The 13,735-nt window shown below is 62.9% G+C and carries 17 protein-coding genes; 11 read left to right on the forward strand and 6 right to left on the reverse strand.

The window, feature by feature from the left end; all coding sequences use genetic code 11:
- Positions 1-188: 188 nt before the first annotated feature.
- The gene (locus tag QUH67_RS29230) at positions 189-1,304 is read left to right on the forward strand and encodes an ATP-dependent DNA helicase (RefSeq protein WP_300942963.1); all 1,116 of its coding nucleotides are present in this window, start codon (positions 189-191) and stop codon (positions 1,302-1,304) included.
- A 38-nt stretch (positions 1,305-1,342) separates the two neighbouring features.
- Here QUH67_RS29230 and QUH67_RS29235 read toward each other — a convergent pair whose 3' ends face one another.
- Positions 1,343-3,058 carry a caspase family protein gene (locus tag QUH67_RS29235; protein ID WP_300942964.1) on the reverse strand — a complete coding sequence of 572 codons (1,716 nt, stop codon included), beginning with the start codon at positions 3,056-3,058 and terminating at the stop codon, positions 1,343-1,345.
- Positions 3,059-3,325: 267 nt separating this feature from the next.
- Between QUH67_RS29235 and msrA the strand changes: the two genes are divergently transcribed.
- The 5 genes from msrA (at position 3,326) to QUH67_RS29260 (ending at position 5,753) form a co-directional block, all read left to right on the forward strand.
- Positions 3,326-4,045, forward strand: a complete 720-nt coding sequence (gene msrA / locus QUH67_RS29240) for a peptide-methionine (S)-S-oxide reductase MsrA (RefSeq protein ID WP_300942965.1) — start codon at positions 3,326-3,328, stop codon at positions 4,043-4,045.
- Positions 4,046-4,054: 9 nt separating this feature from the next.
- Positions 4,055-4,465 (forward strand): peptide-methionine (R)-S-oxide reductase MsrB, encoded by a 411-nt coding sequence (gene msrB, locus QUH67_RS29245; RefSeq protein ID WP_300942966.1) that lies wholly within the window; start codon positions 4,055-4,057, stop codon positions 4,463-4,465.
- A 120-nt stretch (positions 4,466-4,585) separates the two neighbouring features.
- Positions 4,586-4,960 carry a hypothetical protein gene (locus tag QUH67_RS29250; protein ID WP_300942967.1) on the forward strand — a complete coding sequence of 125 codons (375 nt, stop codon included), beginning with the start codon at positions 4,586-4,588 and terminating at the stop codon, positions 4,958-4,960.
- A gap of 120 nt (positions 4,961-5,080) precedes the next feature.
- Entirely contained in the window at positions 5,081-5,245 is a 165-nt protein-coding gene (locus QUH67_RS29255) for a DUF3309 family protein (RefSeq protein ID WP_300942968.1), read from the forward strand.
- Between the two features lie 223 nt (positions 5,246-5,468).
- Complete coding sequence (locus QUH67_RS29260) at positions 5,469-5,753, forward strand: hypothetical protein (RefSeq protein WP_300942969.1); 285 nt, start codon at positions 5,469-5,471, stop codon at positions 5,751-5,753.
- A gap of 54 nt (positions 5,754-5,807) precedes the next feature.
- Here QUH67_RS29260 and QUH67_RS29265 read toward each other — a convergent pair whose 3' ends face one another.
- On the reverse strand, positions 5,808-6,362 hold the full coding sequence (locus tag QUH67_RS29265; RefSeq protein WP_300942970.1) for a DUF4112 domain-containing protein: 555 nt from the start codon (positions 6,360-6,362) through the stop codon (positions 5,808-5,810).
- A 129-nt stretch (positions 6,363-6,491) separates the two neighbouring features.
- Positions 6,492-7,454, reverse strand: a complete 963-nt coding sequence (locus tag QUH67_RS29270; RefSeq protein ID WP_300942971.1) for an AraC family transcriptional regulator — start codon at positions 7,452-7,454, stop codon at positions 6,492-6,494.
- 252 nt (positions 7,455-7,706) lie between these two features.
- On the opposite strand from QUH67_RS29270, the gene QUH67_RS29275 reads away from it, so the two are divergent.
- From QUH67_RS29275 to QUH67_RS29295, 5 genes are all read left to right on the forward strand, one after another.
- Positions 7,707-7,946 (forward strand): hypothetical protein, encoded by a 240-nt coding sequence (locus tag QUH67_RS29275; RefSeq protein WP_300942972.1) that lies wholly within the window; start codon positions 7,707-7,709, stop codon positions 7,944-7,946.
- A gap of 35 nt (positions 7,947-7,981) precedes the next feature.
- Positions 7,982-8,230 (forward strand): GCG_CRPN prefix-to-repeats domain-containing protein, encoded by a 249-nt coding sequence (locus QUH67_RS29280; protein WP_300942973.1) that lies wholly within the window; start codon positions 7,982-7,984, stop codon positions 8,228-8,230.
- 221 nt (positions 8,231-8,451) lie between these two features.
- Positions 8,452-8,646, forward strand: a complete 195-nt coding sequence (locus QUH67_RS29285) for a hypothetical protein (RefSeq protein WP_300942974.1) — start codon at positions 8,452-8,454, stop codon at positions 8,644-8,646.
- 483 nt (positions 8,647-9,129) lie between these two features.
- Positions 9,130-9,378, forward strand: a complete 249-nt coding sequence (locus tag QUH67_RS29290; protein ID WP_300942975.1) for a hypothetical protein — start codon at positions 9,130-9,132, stop codon at positions 9,376-9,378.
- A gap of 77 nt (positions 9,379-9,455) precedes the next feature.
- Positions 9,456-9,860: a hypothetical protein gene (locus QUH67_RS29295; protein ID WP_300942976.1), complete on the forward strand. Its 405-nt coding sequence runs from the start codon at positions 9,456-9,458 to the stop codon at positions 9,858-9,860.
- 366 nt (positions 9,861-10,226) lie between these two features.
- On the opposite strand, the gene QUH67_RS29300 is transcribed toward QUH67_RS29295, so the two are convergent.
- From QUH67_RS29300 to QUH67_RS29310, 3 genes are all read right to left on the reverse strand, one after another.
- Positions 10,227-10,598: a BA14K family protein gene (locus QUH67_RS29300; protein WP_300942977.1), complete on the reverse strand. Its 372-nt coding sequence runs from the start codon at positions 10,596-10,598 to the stop codon at positions 10,227-10,229.
- 252 nt (positions 10,599-10,850) lie between these two features.
- Entirely contained in the window at positions 10,851-11,504 is a 654-nt protein-coding gene (locus tag QUH67_RS29305; protein ID WP_300942978.1) for a response regulator, read from the reverse strand.
- Positions 11,501-13,606, reverse strand: a complete 2,106-nt coding sequence (locus QUH67_RS29310; RefSeq protein ID WP_300942979.1) for a sensor histidine kinase — start codon at positions 13,604-13,606, stop codon at positions 11,501-11,503. The genes QUH67_RS29305 and QUH67_RS29310 overlap by 4 nt, the downstream gene beginning before the upstream one ends.
- Positions 13,607-13,735 lie beyond the last annotated feature (129 nt).

Genomic DNA, 13,735 nt, shown 5'->3' on the forward strand with positions numbered 1-13,735 from the left:
GGTACTTTGCGCTAGATCAACGAGAAGCGACGCCGCCCTCCCCGGCACGCCTGCAGAACAGCCTGAAAATGCTTTCGTTTTCCCGGACGCGGTGTGTGCGCTGCAGTGGCTTGCACTGGCCTTTGCAATGGTTAGTTTCGGGTATTCGTGAGTCGGCGGTCCGCCGGCGCCCCTCCCTCACCTTGACCATGACCTCCTTCACCCCGCATCAGGATGCCGCGTTGAAAGCCGTTGCCGACTGGCTGAAAGCCAAGCCCGGCCGAGGCGGCACGCCGCCGGTGTTCCGGCTGTTCGGCTATGCCGGCACCGGCAAGACCACGCTGGCGCGGCACATCGCCGAGGGCGTCGACGGCGAGGTGAAATATGCCGCCTTCACCGGCAAGGCGGCACTGGTGATGCGCAACAAGGGCTGCGACAACGCCTCGACGATCCACTCGCTGATCTACCGCGCCAAGGAATCCGGCGTGGAACAGCCGAGCTTTGAGCTCTGGGACGACGCACCGGCCTCGAAGGCAAAACTGATCGTGATCGACGAATGCTCGATGGTCGATGCCGAGCTAGGCCGCGACCTGATGTCGTTCGACTGTCCGTTGCTGGTGCTCGGTGACCCCGCACAATTGCCGCCGATCCAGGGCGGCGGCTTCTTCACGGATTGCGAGCCGGACTCGATGCTGACCGAGGTGCACCGCCAGGCCCAGGACGACCCGATCGTTCGAATGTCGATGGACGTTCGCGAAGGTCGCGAGCTCGAAATCGGCCGCCATGGCGAGAGCGAGGTGGTGCCGCGTAGCGAACTCGATCCCGACCGCGTGATGGGCGCCGACCAGGTGCTGGTCGGCCGCAACAACACCCGCCGCGCTTACAACATGCGGGTTCGGCAAAAGCAGAACATCGAGGACCCGTTTCCGGTGGCCGGCGACAAGCTGGTGTGCCTGCGCAACAACCGCAAGAAAGGGCTGTTCAACGGCGGTCTGTGGCGGGTCAAATCGCGCACCCAGCCGCGGGGCAAGTCAAAGATCCTGACCATGCGGCTGTCGCCCGACGAGGAGTTCGGCCACAAGGTTACCAAGGTCTCGGTGCGCCACGACTGCTTCGAGGGCGGCATCGACGCGATCCCGTGGGACCAGCGCAAGCCCTATGACGAGTTCGACTACGGCTATGTGCTGACCGTGCACAAGTCGCAGGGCTCGCAATGGGACGACGTGGTGCTGTTCGACGAAAGCTTTGCGTTTCAGGACAGCCGGGCGCGATGGCTCTACACCGGGATTACGCGGGCGGCGAAACGGCTGAGCGTGGTGGTGTAGCTTCGCACGGCAAGGAAGTCCTCATCCTTGAGGAGCAGCTACTTTCCCCCCACGAAGTAAAAATCCTCACGCCCGGGCAGCGAGCCGTAGGTGAACGGCTGCTGGGCGCGGTTGGTCGCCTTCCAGACGTCGTCGCGGACGATGTCGAACAGTTTTCTCACTTCGATCTTCGGTTCCTTGATGACGCGCGCCAGAACGGTAGCAAACGGGCTGTTGAGGGCATCGCCGTCGAGGGCGGTCTCGCCGTGCTTGGCGGCATAGACCACCATGAAGCCGGCTTCCGGCTCGATATTGGAAAAGCCGCGGTTCACCAGTTTCAGCGCAATTGTCCGCTGCATGGTCTTTTCAAACGGGTTGTCGCGGCAGGCGTCGAGCATGACCAGGCGCAGCTTCTTCGCCCCGGCGACGGACGCGATCACCTGCTCGAGCGCGACGGCTTGCGTTTCAGCGTCGCTGTCGGCCTTGAGCCGGGCGTCGACCGGGATCAGGTAGTTCACGCCGCCGATCTCCATGCCGTGGCCGGCATAATAGACCACCGCCCAGTCGGCCTTTTCGGACTCGACACCAAATTCGTGCAGGGCGGCGAAGAACTTGTCGCGGCCGAGATCGGGCGCCATCGTCACCGTGGCAAAGCCGAGTTCGCGAAAGGTCGACGCGATCAGTTTGGCGTCGCGCGGCGGGTTGGCGAGCGGCGCGACGCTCTGATAGGCGCCGTTGCCGACGATCAGCGCGACCTTGCGCGTCCCCGTCGGCTGGGGCGCCGACGGCAAAACCTTGCCGGCAGGCGCCGGCGCGGCCGCGCCCAGCAGGGCTTCCAGCCGCGCCTTGGCGACGGCGCGGGCCAGCGTGGTGTCAATGTCCTCGCGCCGCGCCGCCACGGCGCTGGCCACCGTGCGGTAATCGGCGCGGGCGGCGGCGAGGTTGCGGCGCTTCTCGAACAACTGGCCGCGCCCGACATAGGCGCGAACATAGTTCGGGTTGATCTTGAGCGCAGCCTCGTAATCGCCGAGCGCAGCATCGAGATTGCCCTTGCCGAGATAGGCATTGCCGCGGCTGGCCAGCGCGAAGACATTGTTCGGCGACTTTGCCAGCGCCGTGTTGCAGTCCGCCAGCGCGTCGTCGAACCTGCCCATCCCGATATAGGTCACGCAGCGGTAGACCGGGACCTGCGGGCCGTCGGGGTTGATCTTCTGCGCCTCGGCGAAGTCGGCGAGCGAGGCGTCATAGGCCTTCAGCAATCCCTGCAGCCGGCCCCGGTTATAGTGGTGCAAATAGCGGCTCTGGTCGTTGGAGACGTGCTTGACCGCCAGGTTGAACTCATCGAGCGCCCGCTGCAGCTCGCCACGGCGCATGAAGATCAGGCCACGATTATTGTAGGCGCTGCCGAAGGTTGGACGGAGCTGCAGACACAGATCGTAATCGGCCAGCGCCCGTTCGTCGTCGCCCTTGTAGCTGTAGGCGATGCCGCGCGCGTTGATGACGTTGGTATTTTGCGGCGCGATCTCGTGGGAGGCGCTGAAGGCGGCGATCGCGCCGTCGTAATCGCGCTTCTTCATCAGGCTGTCGCCCCGATACCAGAACGCGGCCGCCCGCGAGGGGCCGGTGATCTTCTCGTCGGCGATCACGCTTTCGCAGGCCGCCAGCCGCGCCACCGGTTCCGCCGTATTGTTCCGGCAGGTATCGATATCGACGGCCGCCCGCGCCGGGCCTGTGGCGCCAAGCATGACGAGACCGAGCAACAAGGCCCGCAACATCGATGGATCGCTCCGGTGCATGGATTTCGGTCGCGGCGCGCGGCCGGGGGTTCATTCTGCAAAACAACGCCTGCAGCGGTCAGGCGCAGTTTAACCGTCTCCCTTAAGGCCTTGCGCAGACGGCGCTTTATTCACGAACTCGTGTGGCGCGGGCCTGTAACAATCAGGCCATCGCGCCGTATCTGTGGCATCGGAACGATCAGGGCCGATTGCGAAACGCCGATCCCGCTCTAGACTGCCCTTCAACCATTGCCGAAAGAGGAAACCATGTCCCCTCGCCATCTCAGACGCCTGTCCCTGTGCGCTGCCGCCGTCGGTGCGCTGGTCATCGCCGCGGTCGCCATCAGCCCGTCGCGCGCCGCCGAGGAAGCCGTCATCATTCCGCCGCCCGCGGTCGACGTTCAGGCCGCCGACGGCATCCAGACCGCTGTGATCGCCGGCGGCTGCTTCTGGGGCGTGCAGGGCGTCTACCAGCACACCGCGGGCGTGCTCAACGCCGTGTCCGGCTATTCCGGTGGCAGCAAGATGACTGCGAACTACACCATGATCGGCACCGGGACCACGGGACATGCCGAGGCGGTCGAGATCAAGTACGATCCGAAAAAGATCAGCTATGGCAAGATCCTGCAGATCTTCTTTTCCGTCGTGCATGACCCGACGCAGTTGAACCGGCAGGGCCCGGACACCGGCACGCAATATCGCTCGGCGATCTTCACGGCCAATGACGAACAGAAGAAGGTGGCGGAGGCCTATATCGCCCAGCTCAATGCCGCCAAGGTCTACAAGAAGCCGATCGTGACCAAGGTCGGCCCGCTGCAGGCCTTCTATGCGGCGGAAGACTATCACCAGGACTATCTGACGCTGCACCCGAACCAGCCTTATATAGCGTTCAACGACATCCCGAAGATCGAGAATTTGAAGAAGATCTTTGCGGAGAACTACATCGAGAAGCCAACGCTGGTCAGCAGCGCGAAGGCTACGAACTGAGGAGGCTAAATGTCCGAGACCAAAACATCCCCCAAGGTCGTCAAGAGCGAGGCCGAATGGCGCAAGGAATTGACGCCAATGCAGTACGCGGTGCTGCGCGAGAAGGCGACCGAGCGGCCGTTCTCGGGCGAATATGAGCACGAGCACCGCAAAGGGACCTATACCTGCGCCGGCTGCGGCCAGACGCTGTTCGAATCCGATGCCAAGTTCGACTCCGGCTGCGGCTGGCCGAGCTTCACGGCACCCGCCGTGGACAGCCATGTCGACGAGGAGCGCGACGTGAGCCACGGCATGATCCGCACCGAGGTGTTGTGCTCGAAATGCAACGGTCATCTGGGCCACGTCTTCCCTGATGGCCCGGGCCCGACCGGCCTGCGCTACTGCATCAACTCGGCGGCGCTGAAGCTGCAGCCGAAATAGTTCCAGTAACGCTCGAACCTGTTTGCACCCCGCGCGACCAAGAACTGGTCGCGCGGGGTTTCTGTTTGATGGGGCGATTTTTCCTGTCTGCCCGGCGTGCAGACAAGGATGAATTTCGAAATGAACATTTCCAAACGCCTGCTGCTCGGTATCGGCGCAGCCACCCTCATCATGGAGAGCGCCGTGATCCAGCCTGCCTTCGCCGCGGACAAGGTTTCTCTGTTCAAGATTATCACGTCCAAAGATGAGATCGTGATCGGGATCAGCGAGGGCGATCTTGCCCAGATCGAAGGCCAGAACGCCGGAGGCATCGCCAAGATGCTGGTCGCCAAGGGCTCGATGAGCGCGTGGCAATATGCGGTACGCAAATCCGCCAGCGGCGATCTCGAACAGGCGCCGCTGCACAAGATCGGCCTGATCGCCCGCGACAGCATCCGCGTCGAGCCCTATGCGACGCCGCTAAAGGTGCTGCCGATCGACGAGACGAAGAAGTGACTCTCCTTTCCTTCTCCTACAAGAGGAGAAGGAAGCGAACGACTTGTGGCCCAAAACATGCTTTGATCCGGTCGCGGTCGCGTTTGGGGACGCTCCCGCGGGCTGTTAGGGGAGCTCGCCATGTCGCTTGGGACGATACTGGTCATCATCCTGATCATCATTCTGCTGGGCGGCTTTTCCGGCCGCTTCAGGGGGTATGGCTACGGCCACGGCCATTCCGGGATGGGGCTGATCGGGGTGATTTTGGTCGTCCTGCTGATCCTGCTGCTCCTTGGCAAGATCTGACCCGCTAAATCATTGAAAAAACTTGACTAAATTTATGCCTCCCGCAGCCATGCGTGGATTCATCATCACCCCCGATCTGCTGCTTCAGGGGTCGCATTTCCGTCAAATAAGCTTATATTGGCTGTTGAAATGACTGCACGGCGCGGCCCGCCATCGTGGCCCCACCGTCATCCAATCCCCATTGCTCACACGCAAGAGCCGAAAAAGATTGAGGTCACTGTCCATGCGTCCATTCAGCTACAACACCTCCGCCGAACTGTTTCCCGCCGCGATCCGCAAGAAGAAGCGGGCCGGGTTTGCCTATCGGCGTTTCGGCACCGCGGCGGAAGCGGTTCGCTTCGCGATCGAGGAGTTGCCGGCGGATTCGCTGAACGGCGCCTACCTGCAGGTCGAGGAGGCCCGCTTCGACCAAAGCGGCATCCGGTCGCTCTATGAAAGCGAAGCCTTCCCGCTCGAACGCCGTCCGCGCCCGGCCGCTGACGCTGAGGATAAGGCCGACGCGGCCTGAGCTTTCGGATATCAAATAAAGCGCCCCCGGAGCTGGTCTCCGGGGGCTTTTTTGTCAGCGCGGCTGCTTGTCGAGCCAGCGCTTGAGCATGCGCATGTTGCGAACGTTGGCGCGGAACATGACGTCGAAGGCGTCGCCCGCGACCGGCACCAGGCCCACGACCCCGTCGACCGCGACATTGCCGAGCATTCGCGCCGTGATGTGCCAGGGCGCCCCGAGCGCCCGCGCCTCGCGCACCAGCCATAGCGAAATCGCCGTCGTGATGATGTCGCCAACCACCGGGATCAGGCCGATCAGCCCGTCGATGCCGTAGCGGAAATTGGTGCCGGGCACGACGAAGGCGACATCCAGCAATTTGGCGATGGCATCGAGCCGCGCCAGCCGCTGCTCACGGGTCAGGTCGCCGAATGGATTGGCGCCGCCAGGACCAAAATCGAACCGGAAGCCTTCGAACTGGGCACGCGGGCCGGCGTCGGGGATTTCCCGCCCGTCCTGGTCGATGACAGGCCCGCGCCCTTGCGCGCGTCCTGTGGCGCGTTCGCGGAAGGGCCGTTCGCTGCCGCTGCGGGAACGCTGCGGCGTATAGATATCATCGTTTGCCATGGTCATCAGATGGTAACGCCAATACGAGGCACAAGTTGCGTCAAATTATCGCTCGATCAGCCTTCGATTTGACGCGTTAGCTTCACGCCAACCAGCGTCCACCCCCAGGTCCGAGGGCATGGTTCGCTTGAAACGCTACCGCCCCCTTGCCGACGTCGGCGTCAGGCCGAAACGGCGGCGGAAGCAGCGGTTGAAGTAGGACAAATCGTTGAAGCCGCAATCGAAGGCGATGTCGCTGATGCGTCGCCCGGCGGGCCGCGCCAAGAGGTCCGCCGCCTTGCGCAGCCGCAATTCCAACAGCCGCAGGGTGAAGCTGGCGCCGGCTTCATAGAGCAGTTCGTTGACGTAGCGCTCCGACAGGCCGGCGGCGGCGGCGAGCTTCTGCGCGGAAAAATCCGGCTCGGTAAAACGTTTCTCCAAAATCATCAGCACCGCCTGCAGCCGCACCGCGCGCAAGCCGGCACGGCGGGCTACGCCGGCGACATCGCCGCGGGCGCCGAGGCCGAGCGCCGCCAGATCCATCAAATGGCTGGCGATGGCAAAGCCCGCCTCGTCGACGGCGCCGGGATGTCGCAACAACAGATCGCTGTAATCCATCGCCAGCGACAGCGCCCCGCCCGGCGCCAGTTCGCGGCCGACGAGATCGTCGACGCCGGCGACCAGAGCCTTCAGCGTCGCCATCGGCAGATGCACATTGGTGAAGCGCTTCTCGTTCATGCCGTCGGCGGCGAAGAACGGCTCGTCAAGCCTGAGCAGCGCCATCGATCCCGGCCGCAGCACGAACTCGCGGCCGCGATGGGTGACGCGGGACTCGCGGCTGCCGGTGTTGCGCGCCAGGCAATAGCGGTCGTCATTGGTCGCCAGCACCTGCCGCCTGTCGCGCCGCACCGTGGTGAAGGTGCCGTCGCAGCGGCCGAGCATGGTGGTGCCGACATGGATCGAGTTCATCGCCGCGCGAAACGGCACGTCCCCGGCCGGATCGAGTTCGCCGGTGTTGGAGAAATGCTCGAACAGTTCGGCGAAATACATGAAGCGCTGCCGCTCGCTCAGGCCCTGCGGCAGCATGTCGGTCGACAGCGCTTTCTTGAGGACGGGCATCGGCGGAAGGTTCTGATGGCAACGTGGACAGTCTTGCAACTGGCGGATGAATGCCGGCTGAAGCGAGCCTAGCAACACGCCGCCGTGAAGAAAACAGCGCCGGACAGTCCAAATCTCAAATCCTTCGGCGCTTGCCAGTCCAAGACGCGGCCTCGAGCCGGGCTTATCCGTGCGGCGACAGCGGCCGCCGGGGCCGCCGCATTCCCGCAAGCGGAATCGTCGGCGTTTTAACACCTCAGAGGAGACCAGGAGATGACGACATCCTTCGCCCGCAAGGCGCTGCTTGGCGCTGCGATCGCCGCCAGCATGGGCATCGGCTACGCCATCGGTGCGCAGCCGCACATGACCGCCAGCATCGGCCTGTTGCAATCGGCGCGCGCTGAACTCGTCGCCGCGACGCCGAACAAGGGCGGTCACCGCGAAAAGGCGATGGGCCTGATCGACCGGGCCATCGGCGAGGTCCGCGCCGGCATCGCCTTTGCCGGCGGCTGATCGCGATATCCGGCTGAACCCATCGGAGAGATTTGATGAACAGACTGATCGCCACCGTTTTCGCTTTCGGCATGATGGCCGGCGTCGCCCATGGGATGCCGTTGGCGCCGCTCGCGCCCGCGACCAACAGCGACGTCATCGAGGTCGCCGGCGGCTGCGGCCGTGGCTGGCACCGCGGTCCCTATGGCGGCTGCCGACGCAACTACGCCAGGCCGTGGCTGCACGCCTGCCCGCGCGGCTGGTACCCCGGTCCCTACGGCCGCTGCCGCGCCAACGGCAGGTGAAATTTCATCACGCGACGATACTGCATCACCGGCGGCGGATCGAAAGATCCGCCGTTTTGATTTGCGCGGCCGACTTGTCGCTTCTGACAGGATTTTCCTGACGTTTCAGGATCCGGGCTCGCCCTAATATGCCGCACGCCAAGAAAGCATCGGGCACGAAGGAAAACCAAACGGCGCCGCCACGGCCATTCTCGGCGTGCCAGCAGTAAAGGTGACCGCTGATGGGAAAGCTTGCCTATCTCGCATTTTCATTCTTCTTCGCAATCGGAAGCGCAACGCTCGTGGCATACACGCTGGCATACACCGCGCACTACTATCTCGACGTTCCCGGCTCCGCGATTCGCGAACAGGCACTGATCTCCGCAGCGCTCATCTTCGGTTTCGTCACAATCCAGCTTCTGACAACCAAGGACTAGATAACTTGCTGGGCATACTCCCGCATCACTGCTGATCGACGCGATCATGATCGGGAGTTTGCCCAGCCTTTCGCTTCCAGCGGCGATGATAATGATCGAAAGGATTATCGGGGCGATCCGGCCACAAGATTCTGCACGACAACATCATGGGGGTTTGAATGTTCTGCAGCAAAACAGTCGAAAGGCAACCGTCAGCCTATTGCATACCGTGTTCGGAACGAACGCCGCACCGCTACGAACGGCTGGGTGTCAACGGCCGACTGACTTCCAGGGCCATCTGCCTGGTCTGCGACAACGATTCGCGCCGGGACCCAGCAAGCCTTCGTGAGACCGGGTCACCGTTGCCGTAAGCGTTTCAGCCCTCCCCGCGTCAGGCCAAGCACGACAGGCGCATTGACAGGTTTTTCCTGACGCGCCGATGCGGAATTGGGGCCTAGGATGGGGACTAACAGGCATGAGCATGCATCATTCCAGGGGTAAACGGTGGACCAGGCGAACGAAAAGTCACTCAAGCAGATCCAAAGCAAGCAACTGAGCGATCGCGCTTTTTTCTTTAAACGCCTCGCGATTGGCGCCGCGGATCCAAAATTTGCGTCGAAACTGCAGCGGCTCGTCGAGGAATATGAACGCGCGGCAGCGCGCATTACGCTGGAAGCAGAACCTGCCTCCTTGCAAGCAGAGAGCACGGTGCTCCAAGCCGCGCCAGCGCAGCGCAGCGCAGCGATTGAGTGAACTTGCCCGGCCTAGGCAAGCGAACTTGCTCTGTCCATCATCCGGCAAAACGATGATCGCGGACTGAGATATCCGTCATGCTCGAACACACGACATCAGCCCCTAATATGGCAACGCAATACGTCCCGGACGATATCCGCGACTTCCTTTTGAACCACATTGCTTCGGTTGCGCAGATCGAAGCCTTGCTGCTGATATGGGCTACCCCGGAGAAACGGTGGGGCATCTCGCAGATTGCTGCGCGGATCTACGCCAACGAAAGCGAAACCGCAAAAGCACTAGAGGGGCTTTGCAACGTCGGTTTGCTCGACCGCAGGGACGGGACCTTCGGCCTGCAGACGTCGGAAGAAACTTTCGAACTGATCAGGAGGCTGCGGGAAACCTATGCCCGGCATCTCATACCCGTGACGGATGTCATCCACAGCAGATCGCGTGACCCGCAGTTGACAGCCGGGGCACGCCCGACTGAAGGGGATCGATGACATGTCGACGCGCGAGGCAGGCCGTGGGCTCTCCAGGCTTACCGCGAGGCTGCGCAAACCGCCTGTCTCGTCGTGCTTGTGGCGATCCCGTTCGCGGCACAGCCGTCGTTCGCCCAGAAACTCCATGCCTACGAGCCGCCAATAATGGACCCCTACTCCACGGCCTATGTCGACAACGGCTCCTGTTCGGCTGGCAAGATCCTGAAGGTCCAGGGTGCGCCGCGCAATCAACGCCGGAAGAAAAGCTGTGTGCCCGTCAGCGATCTGCGGGCCGTCGGGGCGCCTGCAGTCGCCAGATAGGGAAGCGATTGGTCGCACGCGGATGTGCGGGGCCGCAGAAAGCATGCAACCCCGCGCGGCGCGCGCCTACGGGCAAGAATGGCGATTGCCGTCATATCCCAGATAGGTGCCGGAGGCCGGATCGTAGGAACGATAGCGCTGCGCACAATAGGTCATCGCGTCGTTCGCCCGAGCCTGACTGTTGGCAATCGCACCGCCAATGACAGCGCCTGCGGCCAGCCCGCCAAGTGCCGCCGCCCCGGGCCCGTAGTGGCGGCGATGGTGCCAGCGTCGATTCCCATGATGCCACCGGCGGTATTGCACGCTTGTCAAAGGAAATGCCGACGCGGCCAGCATTTCCGGCCCGGCTACCGGCGCCATCGGCGCCGCCGCGGCCGGCGAGATCGTCGCCGATGCGCCTAGCAAGATCGTGACTGCGACAATTTTCCATGAAGTCATCTGAACGCTCCTGTTTCAGGGCACGCCAATTGAGGGGATCCGCCACGTGAACCATTTCCGCTGCGGCTTGCGTGCGCACATGTCGGCAACACGCCGCGGGATGGATCGTTCTGACAGGTAATTCCTGACGCTAAACCGCGATGAGATCGGGATGAATCATCCATCGCGCTTCAGGTTGCTGTTTGAGGATGATCTGTTCGGAAAGCCGCTTCACATTTTTCCGGATCATGCCCCAGGTCGTACAGCTTGGCTTCAGTTGGGTGGCGCCAGCCAGCCCTGCTTGATACCGAAGCGGACGATATCCGCACGGCTATCAAGCCCCTTTTTCTCAGCCGCGCGCGCCTTGTACGTCTCTACGCTCTTGACGCTGACATCAAGTTGGCCGGCGATTTGCTTGTTGCTGAAACCTTGCGCCACCAGCTTAAGCACGTCCTCTTCGCGCCAGCTGAGTTCGCCGCCGGCCTCTTCGCTCGGCAAGGCGAATGAAGGCGCGCTCATCGCCGTTCTTTCGGCTATCGCCGGATCGAGGTAGACGTTCCCCCGATTGACGTCCCGGATCGCGCGGAGCAATTCTTCCCCAGCCGATCGCTTCAACAGATATCCTCTCGCGCCGGCCTCGAGCACCGGATGCACATACGCCCGATCTTCATGGACCGTAAGAACGATGATCTTGACGTCCGGGCAGTGCCTCGTCACCTGGCGCGCGAGCTCCATCCCGCTGATATCCGGCAATGACAGGTCGATAACCGCGATATCCGGCGCGCAGTCGCGAATGGCCTTCAGGCCCGTAGCCCCTGTGCTGGCTTCGCCGACGAGTTCGACCTCGGGCACTCCCTGCAGCAGCGCCCGAATGCCCGCGAGAACCACGGGATGATCGTCAACCAATGCGATACGAACCGGCGTCACGCGATGGTCTCCGACGCCTGCAGCGGAATCTGGATAAAGATCGTACTCCCCTTTCCAGGTGCGGATTCGAAGGCGATTGTGCCGCCGAGGAGAGCAACCCTCTCCTTCATGCCGGAAAGACCCAAGCCCGGCGTCCGACCGGGGCCTGACGCAATCCGGCCAACGGTCTCCGGGTCAAAGCCAACGCCATTGTCCTCCAGAACCAGCGCAAGGCTTTCCGGTTTCTTCTCGAGTACGATGCTGACCTTGCTTGCGCTGGCATGTTTCAGGACGTTGGTCAGCCCTTCCTGAATCAATCGGTACAGCACCGCCGCCGCATCGGCTGGCAGAGCATCGTCGCGCCCGAACGTCTGAATATCGACGCGAATGCCGTAGCGCTCTTGCCATTCCGCAACATAGGCCTCGATCGCCTTGAAGAGGCCGAGATCATCGATGGCCGTCGGCCGCAGGTCTGACGCCGTACGATGAATGTCGCGACCAATCTGGGCCGCAAGCTGCTCCAGCCAACGCACCTGCGCCGTCGCCCCCTCTTCACTCGTGCCTTTGGCCAATCGCTGCTCCAGCGCTTTCAGTCCGAGAGACAGCCCGGTCACCGTCTGACCGATCTGATCGTGCAGCTCGCGCGAAATGCGGCGCTGCTCCTCTTCCTGCGCCGAGGCTAGTCGTCGCAGCAAATGAGACCGTTCAGTCTCCGCGCGCTTGAGAATATCGATGTCGGCCAATACGCCGTTGATAACGTGACGCCGGTTGGGCGGCCCCTCCGCCCTTCCCGCCGCGCGCAGCCAGTACTCCCCGCGGTCGTCGGACTGCACCAGGAACTCGACGCTGCCGGATCTGCCACTCTCAAGGCAGTCGGTGGCGAACGAAGTCAGCGCGACGCGGTGCGGCGACTCGATCTGCGCGAAAATCCGCTCGGCCGGAAATCGGGTTTCTCCCGATCGCGCGGCCGCCAGGCCCAGCAGCGCGCAAAATCGACTGCAGCCGATGAACTCGTTGGCGGATAGATCCCAGCGCCACGTGCCGAGTTCGGCCGCATCGACCGCGAGCGCCCCGCGCTTTTCGCTATCCAGCAGCGCAGCCGCCGATTGAAGCGACTCCATTCGGCGCCGTTGGGCAATTTCTCTGGCAATAACCAGACCGAGGGCAATGGCAAGCCCAACACTGGCCGCCGTGCCGCTGAACAGCAGCCGCAACGAACGGGATACCGGTGCATTCAACTCCGACACGGGCACGCCAACGTGGACCGACCATCCATCCGTACCGGCGAGCACGCGGTGAACAGTTTCGACATCGACACCCTCGCGGGTCTGGGTTCGCGCCGAGTTCGAGCCGCCGCGCGCCATGGCTTCCTGTACGGCCGGTGTCGTGGCGGCCGCCTTGGCAACTTTGACGTCCGGCGTGCGCGCAACCATTTTTTCCCTGGCATCAATGACGGTGCCCGCCCAACCTTCGGGCAATCCGGCCTGGCCCAGAATCGTGCTGATCTGGTCAGGCAGCAGGCCGATCGTCAGGACGTAGCGGAGTTCACCATCCCTGACGACGGGAACGCGCAGGGACACCAATTGCTTGCCGATGGCGGCCTGGTACGGGCCGAGCCCGCCGAGCACCGGCTTTCGCGTGCGCACAACCGCGTTGAAGCTTTCGGTATCGGTTACCGGTCCAAGCGGAGCACCGAGCGGCCGGAGCACGTTCAGGACCTGCTCTTGATCCGGCCTCGTCAGCGCGGCGGTTTCCCATAGCGGGCGGCTAGCCACGATCCGCGTTGCTTCGAGATAGAAATCCCGCAGATTTCCATGATCGAGCGCGACGGAACTCGCAAGCGTTTCGGCCACCTGCACCTCACGGGAAATCTCGCCTTCGATGCGGTGCGCGACCTGTGTCAGCGCCTCGGTGGCGGCCTTGCGCGCGTAGTTTCGCTCCTGATCGGCGGTGATATAGGCCATCCATCCCCCGAGAAGGAGGACCGGAATGGCCGCCGTGAGAACGAGGGCCGCGAAAAGCCAGAAGCCCTCCTTGGGGCGGCTCGAGCCGGAGGAAAGCAAGGTTCCTAACCTCGCGATCACTGTCGCCCGCGACTCCTTTTTGCCGGCGATAACGAACAACGTTATGCGCTCCTTAATTTGCATTCCCGATCGGATCAGCGCGCTGTAGTCCTGCCAAGTGGTATATCGGCGGCACCGGTCAGGAAAATCCTGACGCGGGCGGGTGCAAGTCCGGTTCCATTCGGACTC

The sequence above is a fragment of the Bradyrhizobium roseum genome, assembly GCF_030413175.1.
GTDB lineage: Bacteria > Pseudomonadota > Alphaproteobacteria > Rhizobiales > Xanthobacteraceae > Bradyrhizobium > Bradyrhizobium roseum.